The sequence below is a fragment of the Ancylobacter oerskovii genome, assembly GCF_018390555.1.
GTDB lineage: Bacteria > Pseudomonadota > Alphaproteobacteria > Rhizobiales > Xanthobacteraceae > Ancylobacter > Ancylobacter oerskovii.
In genome coordinates, this window is the sequence record NZ_JAHBGB010000015.1 from 24,911 (window position 1) to 49,679 (window position 24,769).

Sequence of the window (24,769 nt, forward strand, 5' to 3'; positions counted from 1 at the left end):
GCCTCAGACCACCAGGGGGTCGGCGACATGGCCGCCCTCGAGGATGTCGGCGAGCTTGCGCAACGCGGTGACGAGCCTGGCGCGATCCGGGATGCCGCCAAGTGACAGGCGCACCGCATCCGGCGCCCGCCCCTCGATGCAGAAGGCGTCCGACGGCGTGACGCCCAGCCCTTCCTGCCGCGCCGCCTCGATGAGGCGGTGACGGTCCCAATGCGATGGCAACGGCAGCCAGACATGCAGGCCGTTGGGATGTGCCCGCCCTGAAATCGGCAGGATTTCCGCCGCCGCCCTCTGCCGTTCGGCGGCTTCGCGCCGCACGCCCTCGAGCAGTTCCTCCGCAACGCCGAGACGGATCCAGTGAACGGCCAGGGCCGTCAGCAGCGGCGACGGCATCAGCACCATGCCTCGCAGCATGGCCACCAGCGCCTCGCCATGGCGTGCCGACGGGGCGACCACGAAGGCGGTGCGCAGGCCGGGCGTCAACGTCTTCGACAGCGTCGCGACATGATAGGTCCGCTCCGGCGCCAGCGCGGCGAGCGGCGGCGGCGCATCGCCGGCGAGCCGGGCATAGGGATCGTCCTCGATGATCTGCGCATCCCGCCGCCGCACGATCTCCGCCAGGGCCTCCCGTCGGGCGGCCGAGAGGGTCGCCGTCGTCGGATTCTGGATGGTCGGCGTGAGATAGACGAGGCGCGCCCCGCTTGCGGCCAGCGTCGCGTCCAGCGCCTCCGGCAACATGCCTTCCGCGTCACCGGCCGCCGCAAGGAGCGTCAGCTCCCGCTGGCGGGCGGCGGTGCGCAGGCCGGGATAGACCAGCCGGTCCGTCACCACCGCCTCGCCCGGCCGCGCGAGCAGCCCGAGCAACGCCGCCAGCGCCGGCTGGGCGCCGGGCGAGATGATCACCCGTTGCGGATCGACGGAGCCGAGAAGCGGCGCCAGCCACAAGCCGCCGGCCGACCGGTCGGCAAGCGAGCCGGCGCCGATGTGATAGCTCATCAGCAGGTCGACATCGGAGCGGCGCAGCACCTCGGCGAGCCCGCTCTCCAGTTTCTCGGCAAGGCGCACGCCCTTGGGCGGCGGCGGAATGTTCATCGACAGGTCGAGCAGGAAGGCGGACGCCTCCGGCCGCGCGGCGATGAAGGAGCCGCGCCCGGTCATCGCATCGATGAGACCGCGATGGCGCGCCTCGGTATAGGCCCGCGTCACCGTGGTCAGGTCGACGCCGAGCCGCCCGGCCAGTTCCCGTTGCGGCGGCAGCCGTTCCCCGGGCCGCAACCCGCCGGCGCGCACCGCTTCCTCGATCATCGCCACGATCTGGAGATAGCGCGGGCCGGCGCCGTCGATGAATTCCCGCACCCATGGCAGGGTGAGACGGCTTGTCGCCATGTCGGGGCCTCCCGCAATGATCCATGCATTCCTGGAAATGTCTGCATGGACAATACCGCCGCGCCGTCCATGGCGCCAGCCTTTCTCGCCACCGGCGAGCTAGCGGCGCAGGGCGGCCGACAGTACCTCCAGCAGCCGCCCGTCCAGCGATTGGGCGACGTTGAAGCGCATATAGCCGCGCGCCGATTGCGACAGGCTGAACACGTTGCCGGGCGCCAGCACGACGTTCTGCTTCAGGGCGTCGCGCGCGATGTCGGCGGCGTCGATCTCGTCGGGCAGCCGGCACCACAAGAACATGCCGGCCTGCGGCTCGACCCAGGGGACGATGCCCAGCCTCCTCAGCCGTCCCCCGACCTCGCGCCGGGCATGGCCGAGCCGGTCGCGAAGCGCCTCCATGTGCTTGCGGTAGCCGCCGTCGCGCAGCAGGCCATAGACGAGCTCGGCCCCCATGCGGCCACCGCCGAAATTGGTGGCGATCTTGAGATCGATCAGCGCCTCGATCCACTCCGCCCGCGCCGCGATGAAGCCGCAGCGCATGGACGCCGACAGCGTCTTGGAGAAGCTGCCGATGTGCACGACGCGCTCCAGCCCGTCAAAGGCGGCGAGGCGCGGCGCCGGGACATGTTCGAAATCGGCAAAGATGTCGTCTTCGATGATGGTCAGCGCCGCCTGGTCGGCCAGCTTCAGCACGCGATGGGCGACCACCGGCGACAGCACCGCGCCGGTGGGGTTATGCAGCGCGGAATTGGTGATGTAGAGCCGCGGCCGGTGTTCGGCGAGCGCTGCGGCGAAGCGTTCCACATCCGGCCCGCTCGGCGTATAGGGCACCCCGACGATCCTGGCCCGGTGCGCCCGCAGCAGGGCGTGGAAGTTGAAATAGCAGGGATCGTCGACCAGCACGGTGTCGCCCGGCTCGATCAGCAGCCGGCAAAGCAGATCGATGGCCTGCGTTCCCGATTCGGTGAGCAGGATACGCTCCGGCGACACATCGATCCCCTGCTCGGCCATGCGGCGGGCGAGCAACTGGCGCAAGGGCGGCAGGCCGAGCGGCGTCCCGTAATCCGTCAGGTCGGCATTTCCGGCCCGCGCCAGCTGCCTCAGGGTGCGCCGCAGCCCCGCCTGCGGCATCCAGTCGGCCGGCAGCCAGCCGCAGCCCGGCTTCAGCACGGTATCGTCCGCCGCCAGCGACTGGCGGGAGACCCAGAACGGATCCACCGCCCGGTCGAGCCGCGGGCCGATCTCGGCCATGGACAGCGGCGCCAGCGCGCCGGCGACATAGAAGCCGGATCCGGGCCGCGAGACGATCACCCCCTCCGCCACCAGCCGCTCATAGGCTTCCACGATGGTGGAGGTGGACAGGCCCAGGCTTCCCGCCAGCGCGCGAATGGAGGGCAACCGGTCGCCCGGCGTCAGGCTGCGCCCGGCGATCCGGCCGCGGACCAGTTCCATCACTGCGTCGATGCGGGTTCCCGACGCCTCGATTGCGTTCTCCATGGCCCATCCGTATGGAAACTGCACCCATAACAGTTTGGCCAAACTGTATGCCACCGTCTCTGGCCGCACCAGTACCGCCGGGCGATAAGACGCCATTCTCGAGGAGCGGAAGATGATGCGGGACACGAACCGGGCGGCGAGCGGATGGATCAACGGGCTCATCGGCGTGCTGATCTTCAGCGGCTCGCTGCCCGCGACACGGCTGGCCGTGGCCGGTTTCGATCCGCTGTTCCTCACCGCCGCCCGCGCCGCCCTTGCCGGGCTGCTGGGGCTGGCGGCGCTGATCGTCTTCCGGCAGCCGCGACCGCGGCGAGACGATCTCGCGCCGCTCGCCACGGTGGCGCTGGGCGTCGTCATCGGCTTTCCGCTGCTGACGGCGCTGGCCTTGCGCCACATCACCTCGGCCCATTCGATCGTGTTCATCGGCCTGCTGCCGATGGCGACGGCGATCTTCGGCGTGCTGCGCGGCGGCGAACGCCCCCGGCCGGCCTTCTGGCTGTTCTCCGGGCTCGGCAGCGCGCTGGTGATCGGCTTCGCGCTCGGGCAGGGCGTCACCGCCGCACCGATAGGCGACGCGCTGATGTTCGCCGCCATCATCGTCTGCGGCCTCGGCTATGCCGAAGGGGCCCGGCTCTCGCGCCGCCTGGGCGGCTGGCAGGTCATCTCCTGGGCGCTGGTGCTGTGCCTGCCGGTGATGGCGGTCGCGACGCTGCTGCTCATGCCGCCCTCCTTCGCCGGCATCGCGCCCTCGGCCTGGGCCGGGCTCGCCTATGTCTCGCTGTTCAGCATGCTGATCGGCTTCGTGTTCTGGTATCGCGGGCTCGCCCAGGGCGGCATCGCCGCCGTCGGCCAGTTGCAGCTGCTGCAACCCTTCTTCGGCCTCGCGCTGGCCGCCGGCCTGCTCGGCGAGACGGTGACGCCGCAGATGCTGGCCTCGACCCTCGCGGTGATCCTGTGCGTCGTCGGCGCCCGCCGTTTCGCCGCCGCGCCGCTCACGCGAGGAGAGAATGCACGATGAGATCCGCGACATGGGCGCGGCGCTCGTCGAGCTCGGCCTTGCTCTGCAGGTTGCGGTCGAGGATCACCGACAGGGTGAACTGGTTGGAAAAATAGAAATAGGACAGGCCGGCGATCGAGATCCACAGCTGCGCCGGATCCACGCCGGCCCGGAACACGCCGGCGGCCACGCCGCGGTCGAGAATCGCCGTCAGCATGCCGATCAGCGGCGAATGCAGGCCCTTCACCCGCGCCGACTCCTTCAGGTGCCGCGCCTGGTGCAGATTCTCGCTGTTGAGCAGGTTGATGAAGGTGCGGTCGCCGATGAAGGAATCGAAGGTGAAGGTCACCAGCGCCCGCATCGCCTCCACCGGCGCCAGCTCGTCGAGATGCAGCGCCACCTCGGACATGCGGGCACGCTCATAGGCAGCCTCCAGCACCGCCAGCCACAGGCCGCGCTTGGAGCCGAAATAATGGTAGATCATCCGCCGGTTGGCGCCCGAGCGCGAGGCGATGGCGTCGATGCCGGCGCCGGCGAAGCCACGGGCGGAGAATTCCACCGTGGCGGCGGCGAGGATGCTGGCGCGGGTGCGCTCCGGGTCGCGGGCGCGCACCTCGCGCGGCGCCTCCGCCGTCCCGTCCTCGAGAGGACGAAGCTTGCTCCCCGCTGCCATCTCGCTCATGTCCCTGCCTCCCGTTTTCCCGGCCGGAAGGCTTCCGGCCTTCCTATACGACGGAGCGATGACGGGCGATACAGGTGGACAGCACCTCGTCCATCGGCAGGCTCCACCAGCGCTCGGAGAAGATCTCCACCTCGCTGAAGCCGGCATAGCCGACCGCCTCCACCTGCGCGCGGATGCCCTTCAGGTCGATGACGCCGTCGCCCATCATGCCGCGGTCGTTCAGTATGTCGGCCATCGGCACCAGCCAGTCGCACACGTGATAGGCGAGCAGCCGGTCGGCGCCGCAGCGGGCGATCTGGGCGGAGAGTTCCGGGTCCCACCAGACGTGGAACAGGTCGACGGCGACCCCGAGCCGGCCGGTGCGGGACAGATCGAGCCGGTCGCAAATGTCGAGCGCCTGCCCGGTGGTGTTCACGCAGGCGCGGTCGGCGGCATACATCGGGTGCAGCGGCTCGATGGCGAGCTTCATGCCGGCCTTGGCGGCATAGTCGAGCAACGTGCCGATGCCGTCTTCCACCATGGCGCGGGCGCCACCGATGTCCCGGGACGGCGCCGAGCCGGGCCGCGAGAACTGCGGCAGGCCGCCCACCACGAGCACCAGGCAGGGCGCGCCGAGCGCCGCCGCCTCGTCCACCGCCCGGCGGTTGTCGTCCTGCACCTCGGCAAGGCGGGCCGGATCGGCGGGGAACATGCCGCCCCGGCAATAGCCGGAGAGCTTCAGCCCGGTCTCGCGCACCGCCTTCACCGCACGGTCCAGCCCGACGCTCGCCACCTGGTCCCGCCAGGGCGAGATGGCCGGGATCTCCGCCCGGGCGCAGGCATCGACGATGGCGAGGAGATCGCCCTGCCGGCGCACGGTCGCGGTGTTGATGGAAAGCTGCCGGTGATCCGCGGAAAAGTCGCGCAGGACGGAGCCGGTGGCGGCGGGAGAGGTGTGCTGGCCCATGACGGGTTTCCTCGGCGGTCTGTTGGCACGGATTGTGGGTCGGCTGGGCTAACGGAACAGCAGGGTTTTGGGGTGGCACGGCTTGCATTCGAGGTCGGACCGGAGGCTCCGGGGCGACCGGCTCCCTCTCCCCGCGGGGGAGAGGGGTGGGGTGAGGGGCCTCGCCGCTCGCCGGATCGCGACGCGCGCTCCCCCTTGCTCATCCACTTCACGGGCTGCACTTTCGTCGAAGCCGGAGAGATCCAGCTCCGACCCTGACGGTACCGAACCCGGGACTGGCCAGGTTCCGGGTGGCCGGATGTTCCCGGCTGCGATCTGGGGGAGGCAGGCGCGGCCGCCGATCCAGAGTCTTGGAGCGTCCCCCCTCACCCCACCCCTCTCCCCGTCGGGGAGAGGGAGCCGGGCGCGCTGGGTGTCAGCGTAGTGAGACGCCGGGCCTGATGGTTCTCCGCCCTCACGCCTCCACGCCGCGCACCGCGAGCACCGCCTTCATCCGCGCTGCCGCTAGGTCCGGGTCGGCCAGCAGACCGGCGCGGTCGGCGAGGCGGAACAGCTCGGCGAGATGCAGCGTCGAGCGCGTGCTCTCCTGCCCGCCCACCATGGTGAAATGGTCCTGATGGCCGTTGAGATAGGCCATGAACACCACCCCGGTCTTGTAGAAGCGGGTCGGCGCCTTGAAGATGTGCCGCGACAGCGGCACGGTCGGCTCGAGAATGTCGTCGAACGTCGTCCGGTCGCCGGCCGCCAGAGCCACCAGCGCCGCCGAGGCGGCCGGGGCGATGGCGTCGAAGATGCCGAGCAGCGCGTCGGAATGGCCGTGATCGTCGCCGGCGATCAGCTCGGCATAGTTGAAGTCGTCGCCGGTATACATGCGCACGCCGGGCGCGAGGCGCCGGCGCATGGCGATCTCCTTGTCCTTGTCGAGCAGGGAGATCTTCACGCCGTCGACCTTGGCGGCATGGGCGTTGATCACCGCGACCGCCGTGTCCATGGCGCGGTCCGGGTCGGCGTCGCCCCAATAGCCGGCCAGCGCCGGGTCGAACATGTCGCCCAGCCAGTGGATGATCACCGGCTCGGCCACCTGCGACAGGATCCGGTCATAGACCCGCACATAGTCGTCCGGCGAGGTCGCCACCTTCGCCAGCGCCCGCGAGGCCATGAGGATGATGCGCCCGCCGACGCCCTCGACGGCGGCGACCTGCTCCTCATAGGCGCGGATGACGTCGTCGAGGCTTTTGGCGTTTTCCGGCGCCAGATGGTCGGTGCCGGCACCGGAGGAGACGAGGCCGGGCTCGGAGCGCGCCTTCGACGCCTCCACAGAGCGGCGGATCAGCTCCAGCGAGGTCGGCCAATCCAGCCCCATGCCGCGCTGGGCGGTGTCCATGGCTTCGGCGACGCCGAGGCCGAGGTCCCACAGATGCTCGCGGAAGGCGATGGTGCGGTCCCAGTCCACCGCCGCCGTCAGCCACGGATCGACATCGGCGAGCGGGTCGGCCACCACATGGCCGGCCGAGAAGGCGATGCGGTTCATCGGGCCGGCCGGACGATCCGGGAAATCGCGCGGCGCCGAGAGGCGGAACGTCTCCAGCCCACCGCCGGCCGCCGGCAGACGCAGCGACAGGGCGGTGAGCGTGCGGTCAATGGAGTTCATGACGCGCCCCGCTCACTCGGCAGCCCGGAGCACGGCGTGCTCGGACTCTTCCAGGCTCGGCACGTCGATCCAGCGGCGCTCCTTCCAGCTCTGCAGCGCGCATTCGACGAGCTGCACGCCCTTGGCGCCCTCGCGCAGCGTGTATTTGTAGGGCGCGCCCTCCACGACGTGGCGGACGAACATCTCCCACTGCACCTTGAAGCCGTTGTCGTAGACGAGGTTGTCCGGCACCGTCTGCCAGTCCGAATAGAAGTCCATGGTCTGCTTCTGGTCGGGGTTCCACACCGGGCGCGGCGTGGCGGTGCGCGGCTGGATCACGCAGTCGGACAGGCCGGCCACCGCCGAGCCATGCGTGCCGTCGACCTGGAAGGTGACGAGGTCGTCGCGATAGACGCGGGTCGCCCAGGACATGTTGATATGGGCGATGGCGCCGCCTTCCAGCTCGAAGGTGGCATAGGCGGCGTCGTCGGCAGTGGCCTCATAGGCCTTGCCGGTCTCGTCGACGCGGCTCGGGATGTGGGTGGTGCCGAGGCAGGACACCGACTTCACCTCGCCGAAGCAATTGTCGAGCACGTAGCGCCAGTGGCAGACCATGTCGAGGATCATGCCGCCGCCGTCCTGCGTACGGTAGTTCCACGACGGGCGCTGCGCCGGCTGGCCCCAATCGCCCTCGAACACCCAATAGCCGAACTCGCCGCGCACCGAGAGGATGCGGCCGAAGAAGCCCGAATCGCGCAGCATGCGCAGCTTCTGCAGGCCGGGCAGGAACAGCTTGTCCTGCACCGCGCCGTTCTTCACGCCGGCCTCCTCGGCGAGCTTGCAGATGCGCACCGCCTCGGGAAGGTTGGTGGCGATCGGCTTCTCGCAATAGACATGCTTGCCGGCGCGGATCGCCTTCTCCAGGAGCGCAGGGCGCATCTGGGTGGTGGCGGCGTCGAAGAAGATCTCGTTCGTCGGGTCGGCCAGCGCGGCGTCGAGATCGGTGGTGAAGCGCTCGATGCCGTACTCTTTCGCCAGCGCCTCGATCTTCTCGGCGTTGCGGCCGACGAGGATCGGGTCGAGCTGCACCCTGGAGCCGTCGGAGAGCGTCACGCCGCCCTGCGCGCGGATCGCCACCACCGAGCGGATGAGGTGCTGGTTCATGCCCATGCGGCCGGTGATGCCGTTCATGATGATGCCGAGGCGTTGCGCGCTCATGCGAAGATCTCCTGTGAGGCGAAGGGCGTGGTGAGTGGCGCCAGCGCATCCCAATCGGGCGCGGCGCCACTGGCGAAGCCCGGCCCGGCGAGCAGCCGGGCAGCGGGCAGGGTTGCGGTGCGGGTGGAGAGGCGCAGGCCGTCCGGTCCCGCCTCGTAGAGTTCGGGGAAGGCGCGGGCGAAGCCCTGCGCCTCAGGCTCCGGCGCCGGTCCGAAGCCGGCGACGTAATGGTGACCGTTGCGCTCGACATGGGTCAGGCCCAGCGCGGCGACCAGCGCGGTGTCCTGCTGCACGCCAAGGCCCGGCTGGCAGGTCAAGTCCTCGCCGGTGAGCACATAGCCCCCGCCATGGCGACGGTTCAGCCGCGCCACGCGGGCGGCGTTCAGCACCGCCTTGTAGAGACCCTTGCAGGATTTCGACGATACGCCGCGATAGCCGCGCGCCACCGCGCGGGGAAAGGCGTCGGTGCTGTCGTCGGCCTCGTCGATGATCACCGGCACGCGCAGCGCGGCGGCATCGAGCGGCGTCTCGAAGGTGGTGCGGCGGTCATAGGGCTGCTCGATATGGATCAGCCGGTCGAAGAACCGCGCCAGCGCCGGGTCGTCCTCCAGCGTCGCCGCCAGCAAGGCGAGGCGCGGCGGGTCATATTGCTCGTTGGCGTCGAGGCTGGCGGCATAGTCCGGCACCCGCGCCTCCAGCAATGCCGCGATCGCCCGCAGCCGCGCGAGATCGCCGGCGACATCGCCGCCGATCTTGATCTTGAAGTAGCGCAGCGGCGCCTGCGCAATCTCCTCGGCGAGGCTGCCCGGCCCTTCGATGGCATCGGCGAGCCCAACCGTGTGGCGCAGCGCCACTTCCCCCGCCGGGGAAAGACCCGCGAGGAAATCCTCGATCTCCACCATGTCGAGGTCCGGCGTCAGCCGGGCGTCGATGCCGGCCACGTTGCGCCGCAATCCCTCGGCGAGGCCGATGCCGAGGCCCTTCAGCAGCGCGTCGAGCACCGCCTTGTCGATCAGCGCCACGCCGAAATTGCCGGCCAGCCGGGCGATCCCCGCCCCTTGCGCCCAGCGGGTCTGGCGCGCCAGCGCCGCCGCATGATGGCCGAAGGCGGTGTCCGCCTCGCCATTGGCGCCGAACACGCCGGACGCCGCCGCGAGACTGGCGCGCAGGTCGTCTATGGTCCGCGACGGCGATTTCGCCGGATCCTTGTCGAACCATTTCGGCATCATCATTTCGGCCGACACGCCCTCGACCCGCCCGATACCCGGCAGGTCGATCGCCACGCGCAGATAAGCCTGCGGCGCCGCCTCCACCGCCACCGCGCCGAAGCGGAACGGGTGGGCGAAGGGCATCATCCGCTCAAAGGCCTCGATGCGTGTAATGGTGAAGCGGGGCGCCATCGGCTCAGTCCAGCTGTCCGTTTCAGTCCAATTGACCCTGGGCGTAGAAATGGCTGCGCACCTGGCGCGCCAGCGCGGCGAAGGCGGTGTCGCCCATCATCTCCAGCCGGCGCGGGCGCGGCAGGTCGACGTCGTAGATCGCCGCCACCGAGCCCGGCCGCTCGCTCATCACCACCACCCGGTCGGCGAGGAACACCGCCTCGGGGATGGAGTGGGTGATCAGCAGGATGGTCTTGCCGGTCTCGAAATGGATGCGCTGGAGTTCGAGGTTCATGCGCTCGCGGGTCATGGCGTCGAGCGCGCCGAAGGGCTCGTCCATCAGCACGATCTTCGGGTCATGGACGAGAGCCCGGCAGATCGAGGCGCGCTGCTGCATGCCGCCGGAGAGCTGCCAGGGGTACTTGTTCTCGAACCCCGTCAGCCCCGCCGTGGCGATGAGCTTCTTCGCCCGTTCGAGATGGCTGGCGCGGTCGAGCCGGCGCACCTCGACCGGGAGCATGATATTGCGAAGCACCGAGCGCCAGGCGAGCAGCACCGGGCTCTGGAACACGATGCCGACATCGTCCGGCGGCTCGACCACCTTCTTGCCGTCGATGACGATCTCGCCCTGCGAGGGCGGGATCAGCCCGGCCACCAGCTTCAGCAGCGTGGACTTGCCGCAGCCGGAGGGGCCCACGACGGCGACGAACTCGCCGTCGTGGATGTCGAGATCGATCGGCCGCAGGGAGGGCACGTCGCCGTCGCGGGTCCGGTAGGTCTTGGTCAGGCCACGGATTTCGATGAGACGCGATCGCACGGCAGGGGCCTCCTCTCGGGCTTCCTCTCGGGCGACGATGCGCAGGGGCGATGGCGACATGCCCATCCTCCTCAGTTGCTCGGATCGGCGGGGAGATAGTCGCGGGTGTAGAAGGCCTTGGGATCATCCTTGGCCGAGGCCGCGACGCCGCCATATTCGACCAGCAGCTCGACCGACTCCTTCATGTTGGCGTCGGTGACCTGGAAGGGCCGGCGGTTCTTGGTCTCGGCGGTGCGGTAGAGCGGGATGGTGAGCTGGAAGCCCTCCAGCAGCGTCGGCCGCTGGCCGGCCTTGGGCAGCGCCGCCAGCACGGCGTCGACCGCGCCCTCGGGGTTCTTCTCGGCTTCCTCGAAGCTCTTGGTCGTCGCCGCCATGAAGCGACGGACGAGATCCGGGTTCTTCGCCAGGAACTCCTTGTTGACGATGATGCCGGACGAGATCAGGTGGATGCCGTAATCGGCGAACATGATCGGGTGGACGTCCTTGCCGGTGGCGTCCTTGATCTTCATGGACTGGTCCATGGAATAGCCCAGCAACAAGTCCGCCTGGCCGTTGATCACCGCGTTGAGCTTGGTGGTGGCATCGCCGGAGACGGTGCGGAAATCGCTCTCCTTCAGACCGGCGCGCTTGAGGAACAGCGGCCAGATCTGCGACATGGAATCGCCCGGCGTGGTGGCCACCGTCTTGCCCTTGATGTCCTCGGGCTTCTTGATGTTCTTGTCGGTGAAGCCCATCACCGACATCGGGCTGGTCTGCAGCGCCACGCCCACCGTCGTCACCGGCGCGCCCTTCACGGCGGCGCGGATCATGGTGGGCACGTCGGCATAGGCGAAGTCGACCGTGCCGGCGGCGGCGGCCTGGATGGTCACCGCCGAGCCGCGGCCTTCCTGGATGTCGAGATCGATGCCCTGATCGGCATAGTAGCCCTTGGCCTTGCCGTAGAAGAACGGCGCATGCTCGCCATAGACGTACCAGTTCAGCATCAACGTCACCTTGTCGGCCGCCTGGGCCGAGGCAAGGGGTATGAGAGCCGCGGCGGCGATGAGTGCGGCCTTGAGGCTGTTACGAAACACCATGTGCACGTCCTCCCTTGGATGTGTCGTGGACGGAGCGCCCTTCTGCGAGGGCTTCATCTCCATCGGCGCAGATTCGTGTCCAAAACTCCGGCGTCAGGTCGTCACGAGAATCTCGTGCCGCTGGCTCGCATGCCACGGCACCATCAGGCGTTCGGCGAGGTCGATGATCCAGAACAGGATCACGCCGATCAGGGCGAGGATGATGAGCGCCGCGAACATGGTCGGCAGCTCGAAATTGCCGATGGAGCGCTGCAGCACGTAGCCGATGCCGGAATTGGCGCCGACGAACTCGCCGACCACCGCGCCGACTACGGCCAGCGTCACCGATACCTTCAGCCCGGCGAAGATTGCCGGCATGGCATGCGGCAGGCCGATCATCGCGAAGGTCTGCAGCCGCGTCGCCTTCATGGCGCGGGCGAGGTCGTGCATGTCGCCCTCGACCGACTTGAAGCCCTGCACCCCGGCGACGATCACCGGGAACACGCCGAGCAGGAAGGCGGAGATCACCTTGGGCATCATGCCGAAGCCGAACCACACCACGAAGAGCGGCGCGATGGCGACCTTGGGGATCGACTGCGAGAAGACGAGAAGCGGATAGAGATAGGACTCCACCGTCTTGGAGCCGGCGATCAGCATGGCCAGCGGGATGCCGATCGCCGCCGAGAGCAGGAAGCCCGCCACCGTGGCGATGGTGGTCGGCACCGCCTCCATGAGCAGCTTGTCGCCCTCGGTGCGGAACGCCTGGATCACGTCCCAGGGCGTGGGGATCAGATAGGCGGGGATGCTGAATATCCGCACCGCCAGGTCCCAGCCGATGATGATCATCACCAGGAGGGCCAGTGGCCGCACCCATGGCGAATTGACGATCCGCGAAGGAACGAGCGCGCGCGCAAAGCCCTCACGTCGCGACGACGACGGCATGGCGTATCTCCCTGAACGTTGTCCAAATGGCGCTCTGCGTCGCCTTAAGTAACCAACCGTTGAATTACATAATCGATCGCGCCGTCTGTCAACCATCCTCGGAGCCGCGCGATCCGCCGAACGCCGCCATGGCGCGACGACGGCCCGGGCGGCCCGGGCGGCTTGGAAGCCCGTGGCGCGCGCCGTTGGCGGACAAGGCCCGCAACCCGCGAGGTGATTCTCGATTCGCGACTCGTCGCCGCAACGAGGAAACGGCGATGCCGGGGGAAGACGATCGGCCGGGATCGATTTCACGATTTCGTCATCACAGATTTCCTCGCGCCTTTGCGAGGCCGGCCCTCCGGGACATCCCGCTCCGATGCCTCCCTCGGGCCGGCGCCCGGCCTCGGAGATGGAGCGGCACCGAAACGAAAGGGACGGCAGGCGCCGCGTCTCCCCGCGCCTATGCCCCGCAGCGTTCGAATGGCCGAATCTTCTCCGATTTCGCTCGATCTTGCGTGCAAAAAGGCCGCAAAGTCGGGCAATCTTCGGCTCCCCTCATAGCTCTTGAAATGCTATGGGTAGCGATTGGAAGCCTTCTATACGGAACGACGAAAGCATGTCAGCGGAAACGGCGGCCAGACGCCCGCGGCCTCAATCTACCAATGTCGTCACGCTGCTGAAGCCGCGCCGGTTTGGAGATGCACGCGGCTGGTTTTGCGAAACCTATTCCGAAACGGCGGCCGAGGCGGCCGGCATAACCGTGCGCTTCGTGCAGGACAACCAGTCCTATTCGAGCCTTGCCGGCACCATTCGCGGCCTGCATTTCCAGCGTCCGCCGCATGCGCAGGCCAAGCTCGTGCGCTGCCTGCGGGGATCGGTCATGGACTATGCCGTCGACGTGCGTCGCGGATCGCCCACCTATGGCCGCTTCATCGCCACCAAGCTGACCGCCGAGGGCGGCGAACAGCTGTTCATTCCCGAGGGCTTCGCCCACGGCTTCCTTACCCTGGAGCCGGATGTCGAGGTCGCCTACAAGGTCTCGGACATCTATGCGCCCCACTGCGACGGCGGCATCGCCTGGAACGATCCCGAGATCGGCATCGATTGGCCGCTGCCCGCCGGTGCCGCGGCCATCCTGTCGGACAAGGACCGCGCCCTGCCGCTGCTGCGCGATTTCGACAGCCCCTTCGCCTATGACGGCCAGCCGCTCCAGCCGCTCTGACCCGCCCGCATGTCGCGCGACCGCCTGTCGAACGATGTCGCCGCCTCGCCAACCCCGGCGCCGCGGTCCCGCCACCGGCCCGGCGGCCGGATTCGCGTGACGGCACCACCCGCGGCAAGATGCGCCCCATGACCGATCCGATTCTCGTTTTCGGCGCCGGCGGCCAGGTCGGGCGCGAATTGCTCGACCTCGCGGCCAGGCGCGGCATCGCCCTACATGGCTTCGATCGTGCCGCCCTCGACATCGCCGACAGCACGGCGGTCCGGCGGTTGCTCGCGGAGAACCGGCCGTCGCTGCTGGTCAATGCCGCTGCCTATACCAAGGTCGACAAGGCGGAATCCGAACCGGAGGCGGCCCGGCGCGACAATGTCGACGGACCGGCCGTTCTCGCCGCCGCAGCGGCGCAAGCGGGCGTTCCGCTTCTCCACATATCGACCGACTACGTGTTCGACGGCACCAAGGCCGGCCCCTATCTCGAAAGCGATCCGGTGGCGCCGCTCGGGGTCTATGGCCGCACCAAGCTGGAAGGCGAGGAGGCGGTGCGCCGGACGACCGACCGCCACCTCATCCTGCGCACCGCCTGGGTCTATGGCCGGCACGGCAACAACTTCCTCAAGACCATGCTGCGGCTTGCGGCCGAGCGCGACGAGCTGCGGGTGGTTGCCGACCAGGTCGGCAATCCGACGGCGACGCCGGACCTCGCCGAAGCCATCCTCGCCGTCGCGGCCCGTGCCGCTGCCGGCGAGGCGCGATGGGGCACCTATCATTTCGCCGGCAGCGGGGCGACCAGCTGGCACGGCTTCGCCGACGCCATCGTGGCCGCCGCGGCCCCCTTTACCGGCCGGCGTCCGCCCGTGACGGCCATCGGCACCACCGACTACCCGACACCGGCGCGACGGCCGGCCAACTCGCAGCTCGATTCCGGCGCCTTCGCGCAGGCGTTCGGCTATCGCGCGCTCGACTGGCGCGAACGGGTGGCGCAGATCGTGCCGGAACTGGCGGGAGGCGCGGCAAAGGGCTAAACGGCGGGTGGAACGGGGGAAGTATCGTCGCGCACCGGCGGCTGACGTCGCATCGCGAGGATGCTGGAAGAAGAGGAAAGCATGAAGGGCATCATCCTGGCCGGCGGCTCCGGCACGCGGCTGCACCCGATGACCCTGGTCGTCAGCAAGCAGCTGATGCCGGTCTACGACAAGCCGATGATCTACTACCCGCTGTCGACGCTGCTGCTGGCGGGCTGCCGCGACATCCTCGTCATCTCGACGCCCACCGACACGCCCTTGTTCCAGCGTCTCCTCGGCGACGGCTCGCAATGGGGCATCCAGATCAGCTATGCCGTGCAGCCCTCGCCGGACGGCCTCGCCCAGGCCTATGTGATCGGCGCCGAGTTCATCGACGGCCAGCCCTCATGGCTGATCCTCGGCGACAACATCTTCTACGGCCACGCTTTGCCGCGCCTGCTGACCGCCGCCACCGCGTTCAGCCACGGCGCCACGGTGTTCGCCTATCACGTGGTGGATCCCGAGCGCTACGGCGTGGTCGAGTTCGACAAGAACTTCAACGCGCTCTCCATCGAGGAGAAGCCCGAGACGCCGAAGTCGAGCTGGGCGGTCACCGGCCTCTATTATTATGACGCCTCGGTGGTCGAAATCGCGGCCGGCCTCAAGCCCTCGGCGCGCGGGGAGCTGGAGATCACCGACGTGAACCGTGCCTATCTCGAGCGTGGCGACCTGCGCGTGTCGAAGATGGGACGCGGCTATGCCTGGCTCGATACCGGCACCCCGGACAGCCTGCTCGAAGCCGGCGAATTCGTGCGCACGCTGGAGAAGCGGCAGGGCTTCAAGATCGCCTCGCCCGAAGAAATCGCCTTCCGCCGCGGCCTCATCGACGTGAACCAGCTGGAGCAGCTCGCCGCAAGGCTCGGCAAGAGTTCCTATGGGGGGTATCTGCGCCGGGTGCTGCAGGAGGCCGCCAGGGGCTGAAGCGCCGCTGGACCCTTTCCGGTAAACCCCGGTTCACCGGAAAGGGTCCAGGTTCTGGTTCGGACGCGTTTTCTTCACGCGAACCGGATCCCGCTTCGCTCGAAATCGGTCTAGACGGTCGCCTTGGTGTAATAGGTGCGGAACCAGTGCACGAAGGCGGCGATGCCCTCGTCGAGCGGCGTCGACGGCCGGTAGCCGGTGATCGCCTGCAGCAGGCGATGATCGGCGAAGGTCTCGGTCACGTCGCCGGGCTGCATGGGCAGGAACAGCTTGCGCGCCGGCTTGCCGACCGCGCGCTCGATCGCCTCGACGAAGGCCAGCAGCTCCACCGGGGTGCCGCCGGCAATGTTCACCACCCGCCAGGGCGCCACCGCCGAGAGCGTGTCGACGGCATCGGGCACCTGCACCGGCTCGCCCACCACCGGCGGACGATCGATCAGCCGCATCACCGCTTCCACCAGATCGTCGATATAGGTGAAGTCGCGGCGCATCACGCCCCGACCATAGACCTCGATCGGCTCGTCGCGCTCGATCGCACGGACGAACTTGAACAGCGCCATGTCCGGGCGCCCCCAGGGGCCGTAGCCGGTGAAGAAGCGGAAGCAGGTGGTGGGCAGGTTCCACAGATGCGCATAGGAATGCGACATCACCTCCATGCCCTTCTTGGTCGCGGCATAGAGGCTCAGGGGCGCGTCGGTCGAGGCGATCTCGGGAAACGGCACGTCGAAATTGTCGCCATAGACCGAGCTGGTCGAGGCGAGCAGGAAATGCACCGGCCGCACCCGCCGGGCGACCTCCAGCACGTTGAACGAACCGACGAGATTGGATTCGACATAGGCGCGCGGCGCCTCGATCGAATAGCGCACCCCCGCCTGGGCGGCGAGGTGCACGATGATGTCGGGCGCCGCGAGATCGGCCGCCCGTTCGAGGGCTTCCATGTCCTCGAGCCGGGCGATGACCGGCGTGAACCGGTTGGATTTTTCCAGAAGGGCATGACGGGCGTCCTTGAGACGCCTGTCATAATAGTCGGTCATGGCATCGAAACCGATGACGGTATGACCTTCGTCGATCAGCCGCCGGGCGAGGTGGAACCCCACGAACCCGGCGGACCCCGTCATCAGTATGCGCATGTATCAGATGGCTTCCGCACCCGGCCGGCCGATGGAGCTGTACTGGAAACCGTGCCGGGTGATTTCTTCCGGGTTGTAGATGTTGCGCAGGTCCACCAGGACCGGCTCGGCGACAATACCCTTGAGCCGGCCGAAATCAAGCGCACGGAACTGATCCCACTCGGTCACGATGACGATGCTGGCCGCACCGTCCGCCGCCTCGTAGGGATCGGCGCAATAGGTGATGCCGGACGGCATGACCAGCTTGGCCTGCTCGGTTCCCACCGGGTCGTAGGCCTTCACCACCGCGCCGGCATCGAGCAGCGCCTGCACGATGGAGATGGCGGGCGCCTCGCGCATGTCGTCGGTGTTGGGCTTGAAGGTGAGGCCGAGCACCGCCACCGTCTTGCCGCGCAGATTGCCGCCGACCGCCTTCTCGACCTTGCGGGCCATGGAGCGCTTGCGCTGGTCGTTGACCGCCACCGTGGTCTCGATCAGCCGGATCGGGCTGTCATTGTCCTGGGCGATCTTGACGAGGGCGAGCGTGTCCTTGGGGAAGCAGGAGCCGCCATAGCCGGGGCCGGCATGCAGGAACTTCGAGCCGATGCGCCCGTCCATGCCGATGCCGCGCGACACCTGCTGCACGTCGGCACCGACCTTCTCGCAGAGGTCGGCGACTTCGTTGATGAAGGTGATCTTCATCGCCAGGAAGGCGTTGGCGGCGTATTTGATCAGCTCGGCGGTGCGGGTGTCGGTGAACAGCAGCGGCGAGGCGTTGAGATAGAGCGGGCGGTAGACCTCGGCCATCACCGCGCGGGCGCGCTCGTCATTGATGCCGACCACGATGCGGTCCGGCTTCTTGAAGTCGGAGATCGCCGCGCCTTCGCGCAGGAATTCCGGGTTGGACGCCACCGCGACATCGGCGTCCGGGTTGGTCTCGCGGATGATGCGCGCCACCTCGTCGGCGGTGCCGACCGGCACGGTCGACTTGTCGACCACCACCGCGAAGCCCTTCACCGCCTGCGCGATCTCGCGCGCGACGGCGTAGACATATTGCAGGTCGGCGTGGCCATCGCCACGACGGGACGGCGTGCCGACGGCGATGAAGATGGCCTCGGCCCCCTCGATGCCCTCGGGCAGCGAGGTGGTGAAGGACAGGCGGTTCTGCTTGACATTGCTGGCGACGAGATCGTCGAGCCCGGGCTCGTAGATCGGAATGATGTTCTGCTTCAGCGCCTCGATGCGCTTGGGATCCTTGTCGATACAGACGACCTGATGCCCGAAATCGGCGAAACACGCGCCGGAGACCAAACCAACATAACCCGATCCGACTACTGCAATCTTCATAAATCCAGTTCCTGTGGGCTGTTTATGGCAACCAAATCTCTGCAAATCCCGAACAAATGTTTCGGTTCGGAATACGATGGCTCAACCAAAAATTCCGCATTCACGACGCATCTGGAATACCGTAACAATCCCACGCCCGTCAAACACCGCACGATACCTTCGCTCATCGGCGGCGGCAGGCCGGAGACCCAGGCCGGGATCCAGCTATCCTGTTAAGATTACACGACAATGACCTCACCCCTGTGCGGGTGGAATGAGACTGGGCCTCCCAATCTCCCCGTGCCGCACCGCCGGTCCCGGCGCCGGGCGGGGGCGTCCGGGGTGCCCGCCGGCGGTCCGTCCGCGTCGCTGGTGGAAACGGCCGGGCGCGGCGCGGCGAGCGAGACCGAAAATTTCGTGCGTTGGAGGTGGAATAGCCGCCGCCCCTGCTCCGTATATTAGGCATGATGCGGAACGGTTCGACCTTCGACGTCCTCGGCCAGCTCGCGGCGCTCCGGCGCTATGCGCGATCGCTGACCCGCGACGACGCCGATGCCGAGGACCTCGTCCAGGACGCGCTCGTCCGCGCCTATGAGAAGCGCGCCGGCTTCGACCCGGAGCGCGGCGATACCCGGCAGGGGTTGCGCGGCTGGCTGTTCTCCATTCTCCACAATGTCTTCGTCGACCGCCGCCGGGCGCGCCAGGCCGCGGCCGAGCGCGAGCGGCAGCTGGCCGAGATCGAGACGGCGACCGGCGAGCCCGTCCAGGAACACCACATGCGGCTCGCCCAGATCCGCGACGCCTTCATGACGTTGCCCGAGGAGCAGCGGGCCGCCTTGCACCTCGTGGCCATGGAGGGCCTCGGCTATGCGGAAGCCGCCGCGGCGCTGGGCATTCCGCAGGGCACGCTGATGTCGCGCCTGTCCCGCGCGCGCGCTGCCCTGCGCGCCGTCGAGGATGGCACCGCGGCCAGCCGGCCGCGCCTGAAAATCGTAGGAGGCCCGGATGAACCGTCCCGTTGATCCCGTGTCCGACGACGACCTCTCCGCCTATGTCGACGACCAGCTCGACGTCGCCCGGCGGATCGATGTCGAGGCCTATCTCAGCCAGCGGCCGGAGGCGGCGTCGCGGGTGATGGCCGACCTGCGCATCCGCGACGAACTGCGCCTCGCCCTCGCCGACGCACCCCGTTCGGTGATGAACGCGCCGGCGCGGGTGGCGACGGTGGAGGCGGCGCGGCGGCTGGAGCGGGCGCTCGGCCGGGTCCGGGTGTGGCGACGGGCGCGGATGGCGGCGGGCGTGATGCTGTTCATCGGCGCCGGCTGGCTCGCCCATGCCCAGATCGGCCCGCTGGGGGTGGGCGAGGTGGTCGCGTCCGGCCTGGCCCCCGCCTATGTCGATGCCGCGGTGATGGCGCACCGCACCGCGCATCTGCGCGCCGCCATGCCCTCGCAATCCGGCTCGGCCGCCTACGATCCCGCCGATATCCGCGCCGCCACCGCCATCGTGATGCCGGAACTGCCCAGGGGCTGGTCGGTCACCGACGTGCAGGTGTTCCCCTCCAGCTTCGGGCCGAGCGTCGAGCTCGCGGTCGAGGCGGAAGGCCTCGGCAAGGCGTCGTTGTTCGCGGTGCGGCCGGGCAGCTTCGACGTGGTGCCGGCCACCGTGGCGATGAAGGACCCGTTCAACGCCGCCTACTGGCAGGTCGGCGAGGTCGCCTATGCGCTGGTGGCCGAGACCGATGCCAGGCAACTCGACCAGGCCGCCTCGCGGCTGGCCCGGTCGCTCTACTGAATTTCCAGAACGCCGCTTCTTCAAGGAGAAAGCAGATGAACCCGCCGAATTCCGGCTTCCAGTGGGGCGCCAGCGCCCGCAGCGTCGATCAGGCCGTCTATGACGAGGGCCTGCGCCGCCACATGCTGCGCGTCTACAACTACATGGCGCTCGGCCTCGTGCTGACCGGCGCCGTCGCCTTCATCGTCGGCACCACGCCGGCGCTCTATGTGCCGATCTTCTCCACCCCGCTGAAATGGGTGGTGATGCTGGCCCCGCTCGCCTTCGTGCTGTTCTTCTCGTTCCGCATGCAGTCGATGTCGGCCTCGGGCGCGCAGACCATGTTCTGGGCATTCTGCGGCGTGATGGGGCTGTCGATGGCCTCGATCTTCCTGGTGTTCACCGGCACCTCGATCGCCCGCACCTTCTTCATCGCCGCCACCATGTTCGGCGCCACCAGCCTCTACGGCTACACGACCAGGCGCGACCTCTCGCAGTTCGGCTCGTTCCTGATCATGGGCCTGATCGGCGTGGTGATCGCCAGCCTGGTCAACATCTTCCTCGGCTCGACCATGCTGCAGTTCATCGTCTCGGTGGTCGGCATCCTGGTCTTCGTCGGCCTGACCGCCTGGGACACCCAGTCGATCAAGGAGCAGTACGCCGATTATTTCGACCAGGAATCGCAGCAGAAGCTGGCGGTGTTCGGCGCCTTCTCGCTCTACCTGAACTTCGTCAACATCTTCCAGCTGCTGCTCAACCTCACCGGCGAGCGGGAGTGATCGCCGCCGGCGGGTCCGTTCCGGCCGAACATCGGATCGACAAGAACGTGATCTAGCTTCCGAGGAGCGCCGCAACCGGCCTGTGCCCGGGGCCATCCGGCCCCGGCGGGAGGAGTTGCGCGCCGATCGGACGAGGAGACAGAGAGATGAACGAGCAGGATCGTCAGACCATCCAGGGATTGTTCGCCCGCCTCGCCGAGGTGGAGCGCAACGCGACGCCGCGCGATGCCGGCGCGGAAAGCTTCATCGGGCAGGAGATCGCCCGCCAGCCCGGCGCGCCCTACTACATGGCGCAGACCATCGTGATGCAGGACTACGCGATGCAGCAGGCGCAGGCCCGCATCGCCGAGCTGGAACAGCGCAACGCCGAGCTGGAGCAGGCGCAGGCCGCCCGGCCCGCCGCGAGCGGCGGCCTCTTCGGCGGGTTGTTCGGCTCCTCGCAGCCTCCCGCCTCGCGCGGCTCGGTCCCCTCGGTGCCGCGCAGCCCGGGGAATGCGCAGGAATACGGCTCCCAGCCCTATGGCACGCCGCAGCAGCCGATGGCGGCCGGCGGCTCGCCCTGGGGCAACCAGCAGGGCGCCGGTCCGCAAGGCGCCGGCCCGCAAGGCATGGCGCCCGGCGCCATGGGGCGCGGCGGATTCGGCGGCGGCGGCTTCCTGGCCGGCGCGGCCCAGACCGCCATGGGCGTCGCCGGCGGCGTGCTGCTCGGCAATGCGATCGCCGGCATGTTCGGCGGCAACGAGGCGCATGCCGCTCCCGCCGCGACCCCGGCGGCCGATACCCCGGCGACCGACAATTCGGCGGCGGACAATGCCCCGGCCGATGATCCGGGTCCGGCCGACGATCTCGGCGCCTCCGATGGCGGCGGCTTCTTCGACGACTTCTTCGGCGGCGGCAGCGACGAGATCTGACCGCGCCCCGTTCCCCCGGCGTTGGCCATCTCGGACCAACGTTCCCTCACTGGGCCGGCTCGCGCCGGCCCGCTTTTTTCGTGCCTTCGAGCCTTGCGGCCGCGCCGACGCCCTCAGGGCGCCACCTCGTCCATGCCCATCCCCTGCGTCTGCGCCATGTGCAGCCGCCGGTAGATGCCGTCGCGGGCGACGAGCTCGTCGTGCGGCCCGTCCTCGGCGATGCCGGCAGGCGTGACCACCACGATGCGATCGGCATGGCGGATGGTGGCGAGGCGATGCGCGATGACCAGCGTGGTGCGGCCCTGCGAGAGCTCGTCCAGCGACAGCTGGATCTCCCGCTCGGTCTCGGTATCGAGCGCCGAGGTGGCTTCGTCGAGGATCAGGATGGGCGGGTTCTTGAGGAAGATGCGGGCGATGGCGAGCCGCTGCTTCTGGCCGCCGGACAGTTTGACACCCCGCTCGCCGACCACGGTATCGAGGCCCTCCGGCAGGGCGGCGAGCAGCCCGTCGAGCCGGGCGCGGCGCGCCGCCTCGACGATCTCCGCCTCCGAGGCGTCGAGGCGGCCATAGGCGATGTTCTCGCGGATGGTGCCGCCGAACAGGAAGATGTCCTGCTGCACGATGCCGATGTTCCGCCGCAGCGAAGCCAGCGTCATGTCGGCGATTTCGAGGCCGTCAATGGTGATGCGCCCGCCGGTCGGCTCGTAGAAGCGCGGCACCAGCGACAGCAGCGTGGTCTTGCCGGCGCCGGAAGGACCGACGAAAGCCACCGTCTGGCCCGCCCTTATGGCGAGGTCGATGCCCGACAGCACCGGACGGCCGGGCGTGTAGCCGAAGCTCACATCATGGAAGCCGATGTCGCCGGTGAGCGCCTTGACCGCCACCGCGCCGGGCCGGTCGGCGATGTCGGGGGCGGTCGCCAGCAATTCCTGGTAGCGACGAAAGCCGGCGATCCCCTTGGGATAGGTCTCCATCACCGCGGCGATCTTGTCGAGCGGGCGGTAAAACACGCCGACCAGCAGCAGGAACCCGACGAAGCCGCCCACCGACAGCTCGCCCTGCACCACATACCAGGCGCCGGCGAGCATCACCGCCAGTTGCACCAGGCGCATCGCCATGTAGTTCAGGGCCTGGCCAACCGCCATCAGCCGGTAGGCATCGAGCTTGGTGGCACGGTAGTTCGCATTGTCGAGGGCGAAAAGGTTGCGCTCATGCGCCTCGTTGGCGAAGGCCTGCACCACGCGGATACCGCCGATATTCTCCTCCAGCCGCACGTTGAAGGCGCCGACGCGGCCGAACTGCGCCTGCCAGTTCTTGGTCATCCGCCCGCCGAAGCGCGCCACCAGCAGCACGGTGACCGGCACGATCAGCGCGGTGAGGAAGGCGAGCGGGGGATGCACCCAGAGCATCAGCAGGAAAGCGCCGATGAAGGTCATCACCGCGATGAACATGTCCTCCGGCCCGTGATGGGCGATCTCGCCGATCTCCTCGAGGTCCTTGGTCACGCGGGCCAGCAGGTGGCCGGTCTTGACGTTGTCGAAGAAGCGGAAGGACAGCTTCTGCAGGTGGTCGAAGGCGCGGGCGCGCATCTCGGTCTCGATGTTGATGCCGAGCACATGGCCCCAATAGGTCACCACCGCCATCAGGCCGCTGTTCACCGCGTAGACCGCCAGCAGGCCGAGCGCCGCCAGCACCACGAGCCCGAGATCGCCGCCCGGCAGCAGCCGGTCGACGAACAGCTTCATCGCCATGGGGAAGCCGAGTTCCAGCACGCCGGAGAGCACCGCGCAGCCGAAATCGAGGGCGAAGAGCGCAAGGTGCGGGCGGTAATAGGAGAAGAAGGCCCTGATCATCACTCACTCCGGCGCCGCGGCCGGTCGCCGCGTCACGCCTCCGGTATCTTCAAGGCCGGACCCGGCCGGCGGGCGAAGGCGCCGGCCGGTCACCCTGGCGTCCTGACGAAATCGGCTCCCCCATACGAAAAAACCCGCGGGGGGTCTACCACCGCATCCGGCGGCTTGCCGCCCGGCGCCCGGACGGTACTGTGGGCGCCGACGACGCCGCGTAACCGGCACGGCGCGAGGCGGGGATCGAGAATGCTTCCGCCGAACGGAATGGCCCGCCGACGGAAAGAGTTGAGGCATGACGACCTTGTTGGAAGAGCCGGCCAAGGTGGAGGCGGCGGAACCCCTGGCGATACCGGGCCGGCTGGCGCTGGCGACCGACCTCGGTCCGCGCTGCGACCGGGCGCTCGACCGCGCCCGGCAGCTCGCCCGGCAATGGCGGGCACGGCTGTTCGCCGTGCATGCCATCGAGCCCGGCGAGGCCGACGGCCGGCGCAGCACCGCACCCGGTGGCTCCGCCCCGCCGGCTTCCGTCGGCCGGCGGCTGCGGCGCAACCTCGGCGAGGCCGTCGACGACATCGAGGTGTTCGTCGCCGAGGGCAAATGCGAGGAAGTGGTCAGCGAGATCGCGCGTTCGCGCGAAGCCGGGCTGGTGATCACCGGCGTGGCGCGCGACGAGGTGCTCGGCCGGCGCCAGCTCGGCCGCAGCGTCGCGGCGCTGGTGCATGAAGCGCGCCTGCCGCTGCTGATCGTCCGCGATCGCATGCACGATGCCTATCGGCGGATCGTCGTCGCCACCGACTTCAGCGACGGCTCGGCCATCCCGCTCCTCACCGCCGCCAGCTGGTTCCCCACCTCGCCGCTGACGCTGCTGCATGCCTATGATCCGCCCTTCGCCGGCATGGCCACCGACCGCACGGCCTACGAGGCCGAGTACCGCGCCGTGGCGGCGAAGGAAGCCGAAGCCTTCCTCGCCACCACGCCGCTGCCGCGCGACCGGCTGGAGCTGGTCCTGGAGCCGGGCAGCGTCACCTCCGTGCTGACGGCGCATGTGGAAGCGCGCGACGTCGACCTGGTGGTGATCGGCAGCGGCGAGAAGAGCCTGCTGCACCGGCTGCTGGCCGGCAGCACCGACACCTCCATCCTGGCCGAGGTTCCCTGCGACATTCTCGTGGTGCCGAAAATCCCGGCCGGCCTTCCGGCGGCCTGACCGCCGGCAGGGGCGGGGCGGATGCACCGCCGCCGCCCTGCGGCCGATGCTGCCTTCGCAGATGCAGCAAGTCGAAATGTAATCA

22 protein-coding genes are annotated in these 24,769 nt (G+C 68.7%); 9 read left to right on the top strand and 13 right to left on the bottom strand.

What is annotated here, in order from left to right; genetic code table 11:
• Nucleotides 1-3: 3 nt before the first annotated feature.
• The gene (locus tag KHC19_RS08325; protein ID WP_213351899.1) at nt 4-1,386 is read right to left on the bottom strand and encodes an aminotransferase-like domain-containing protein; all 1,383 of its coding nucleotides are present in this window, start codon (nt 1,384-1,386) and stop codon (nt 4-6) included.
• A gap of 99 nt (nt 1,387-1,485) precedes the next feature.
• Nucleotides 1,486-2,880: an aminotransferase-like domain-containing protein gene (locus KHC19_RS08330; RefSeq protein ID WP_213351900.1), complete on the bottom strand. Its 1,395-nt coding sequence runs from the start codon at nt 2,878-2,880 to the stop codon at nt 1,486-1,488.
• A gap of 112 nt (nt 2,881-2,992) precedes the next feature.
• Between KHC19_RS08330 and KHC19_RS08335 the strand changes: the two genes are divergently transcribed.
• Complete coding sequence (locus KHC19_RS08335) at nt 2,993-3,898, top strand: DMT family transporter (protein ID WP_246548504.1); 906 nt, start codon at nt 2,993-2,995, stop codon at nt 3,896-3,898.
• Here KHC19_RS08335 and KHC19_RS08340 read toward each other — a convergent pair.
• The 8 genes from KHC19_RS08340 to KHC19_RS08375 form a co-directional block, all read right to left on the bottom strand.
• Complete coding sequence (locus KHC19_RS08340; protein WP_213351901.1) at nt 3,873-4,559, bottom strand: TetR/AcrR family transcriptional regulator; 687 nt, start codon at nt 4,557-4,559, stop codon at nt 3,873-3,875. The genes KHC19_RS08335 and KHC19_RS08340 overlap by 26 nt on opposite strands.
• Before the next feature lie 43 nt (nt 4,560-4,602).
• A complete protein-coding gene (locus KHC19_RS08345) occupies nt 4,603-5,466 on the bottom strand; it encodes a sugar phosphate isomerase/epimerase family protein (protein ID WP_213351991.1) in 864 nt (287 codons plus the stop codon).
• Nucleotides 5,467-5,959: 493 nt separating this feature from the next.
• On the bottom strand, nt 5,960-7,156 hold the full coding sequence (locus KHC19_RS08350; RefSeq protein ID WP_213351902.1) for a dihydrodipicolinate synthase family protein: 1,197 nt from the start codon (nt 7,154-7,156) through the stop codon (nt 5,960-5,962).
• Between the two features lie 12 nt (nt 7,157-7,168).
• Nucleotides 7,169-8,353 carry a Gfo/Idh/MocA family protein gene (locus tag KHC19_RS08355; RefSeq protein ID WP_213351903.1) on the bottom strand — a complete coding sequence of 395 codons (1,185 nt, stop codon included), beginning with the start codon at nt 8,351-8,353 and terminating at the stop codon, nt 7,169-7,171.
• On the bottom strand, nt 8,350-9,753 hold the full coding sequence (locus KHC19_RS08360) for an enolase C-terminal domain-like protein (protein WP_213351904.1): 1,404 nt from the start codon (nt 9,751-9,753) through the stop codon (nt 8,350-8,352). Before KHC19_RS08360 ends, KHC19_RS08355 begins: the two co-directional genes overlap by 4 nt.
• Before the next feature lie 22 nt (nt 9,754-9,775).
• The gene (locus KHC19_RS08365) at nt 9,776-10,615 is read right to left on the bottom strand and encodes an ABC transporter ATP-binding protein (protein WP_213351905.1); all 840 of its coding nucleotides are present in this window, start codon (nt 10,613-10,615) and stop codon (nt 9,776-9,778) included.
• Between the two features lie 5 nt (nt 10,616-10,620).
• Nucleotides 10,621-11,625, bottom strand: coding sequence for an ABC transporter substrate-binding protein (locus KHC19_RS08370; RefSeq protein WP_213351906.1), 1,005 nt, complete (start codon nt 11,623-11,625; stop codon nt 10,621-10,623).
• 93 nt (nt 11,626-11,718) lie between these two features.
• Nucleotides 11,719-12,546, bottom strand: a complete 828-nt coding sequence (locus KHC19_RS08375) for an ABC transporter permease (protein ID WP_213351907.1) — start codon at nt 12,544-12,546, stop codon at nt 11,719-11,721.
• 598 nt (nt 12,547-13,144) lie between these two features.
• On the opposite strand from KHC19_RS08375, the gene rfbC reads away from it, so the two are divergent.
• The 3 genes from rfbC to rfbA all read left to right on the top strand — a co-directional run bounded on the left by rfbC (nt 13,145) and on the right by rfbA (nt 15,732).
• Entirely contained in the window at nt 13,145-13,750 is a 606-nt protein-coding gene (gene rfbC, locus KHC19_RS08380) for a dTDP-4-dehydrorhamnose 3,5-epimerase (RefSeq protein ID WP_213351908.1), read from the top strand.
• Nucleotides 13,751-13,878: 128 nt separating this feature from the next.
• Nucleotides 13,879-14,772, top strand: a complete 894-nt coding sequence (gene rfbD / locus KHC19_RS08385; protein ID WP_213351909.1) for a dTDP-4-dehydrorhamnose reductase — start codon at nt 13,879-13,881, stop codon at nt 14,770-14,772.
• Nucleotides 14,773-14,853: 81 nt separating this feature from the next.
• On the top strand, nt 14,854-15,732 hold the full coding sequence (gene rfbA / locus KHC19_RS08390) for a glucose-1-phosphate thymidylyltransferase RfbA (protein ID WP_213351910.1): 879 nt from the start codon (nt 14,854-14,856) through the stop codon (nt 15,730-15,732).
• A 110-nt stretch (nt 15,733-15,842) separates the two neighbouring features.
• Here the strand turns inward: rfbA and KHC19_RS08395 are convergent, their stop codons facing one another.
• Together KHC19_RS08395 and KHC19_RS08400 are read right to left on the bottom strand one after the other, a co-directional pair.
• Nucleotides 15,843-16,862 (bottom strand): NAD-dependent epimerase/dehydratase family protein, encoded by a 1,020-nt coding sequence (locus KHC19_RS08395; RefSeq protein ID WP_213351911.1) that lies wholly within the window; start codon nt 16,860-16,862, stop codon nt 15,843-15,845.
• A gap of 3 nt (nt 16,863-16,865) precedes the next feature.
• Nucleotides 16,866-18,188: a UDP-glucose dehydrogenase family protein gene (locus KHC19_RS08400; RefSeq protein WP_213351912.1), complete on the bottom strand. Its 1,323-nt coding sequence runs from the start codon at nt 18,186-18,188 to the stop codon at nt 16,866-16,868.
• A 443-nt stretch (nt 18,189-18,631) separates the two neighbouring features.
• Here KHC19_RS08400 and KHC19_RS08405 point away from each other — a divergent pair, with 443 nt between their 5' ends.
• The 4 genes from KHC19_RS08405 to KHC19_RS08420 all read left to right on the top strand — a co-directional run bounded on the left by KHC19_RS08405 (nt 18,632) and on the right by KHC19_RS08420 (nt 21,630).
• On the top strand, nt 18,632-19,189 hold the full coding sequence (locus KHC19_RS08405; RefSeq protein ID WP_213351913.1) for a sigma-70 family RNA polymerase sigma factor: 558 nt from the start codon (nt 18,632-18,634) through the stop codon (nt 19,187-19,189).
• Entirely contained in the window at nt 19,173-19,961 is a 789-nt protein-coding gene (locus KHC19_RS08410) for an anti-sigma factor family protein (protein WP_213351914.1), read from the top strand. The genes KHC19_RS08405 and KHC19_RS08410 overlap by 17 nt, the downstream gene beginning before the upstream one ends.
• A gap of 35 nt (nt 19,962-19,996) precedes the next feature.
• On the top strand, nt 19,997-20,719 hold the full coding sequence (locus tag KHC19_RS08415) for a Bax inhibitor-1/YccA family protein (RefSeq protein ID WP_213351915.1): 723 nt from the start codon (nt 19,997-19,999) through the stop codon (nt 20,717-20,719).
• Nucleotides 20,720-20,865: 146 nt separating this feature from the next.
• The gene (locus KHC19_RS08420; protein WP_213351916.1) at nt 20,866-21,630 is read left to right on the top strand and encodes a DUF2076 domain-containing protein; all 765 of its coding nucleotides are present in this window, start codon (nt 20,866-20,868) and stop codon (nt 21,628-21,630) included.
• A 113-nt stretch (nt 21,631-21,743) separates the two neighbouring features.
• On the opposite strand, the gene KHC19_RS08425 is transcribed toward KHC19_RS08420, so the two are convergent.
• On the bottom strand, nt 21,744-23,483 hold the full coding sequence (locus KHC19_RS08425; protein WP_213351917.1) for an ABC transporter ATP-binding protein: 1,740 nt from the start codon (nt 23,481-23,483) through the stop codon (nt 21,744-21,746).
• A 289-nt stretch (nt 23,484-23,772) separates the two neighbouring features.
• Between KHC19_RS08425 and KHC19_RS08430 the strand changes: the two genes are divergently transcribed.
• Entirely contained in the window at nt 23,773-24,684 is a 912-nt protein-coding gene (locus KHC19_RS08430; RefSeq protein WP_213351918.1) for a universal stress protein, read from the top strand.
• The last annotated feature ends 85 nt before the right edge of the window (nt 24,685-24,769 follow it).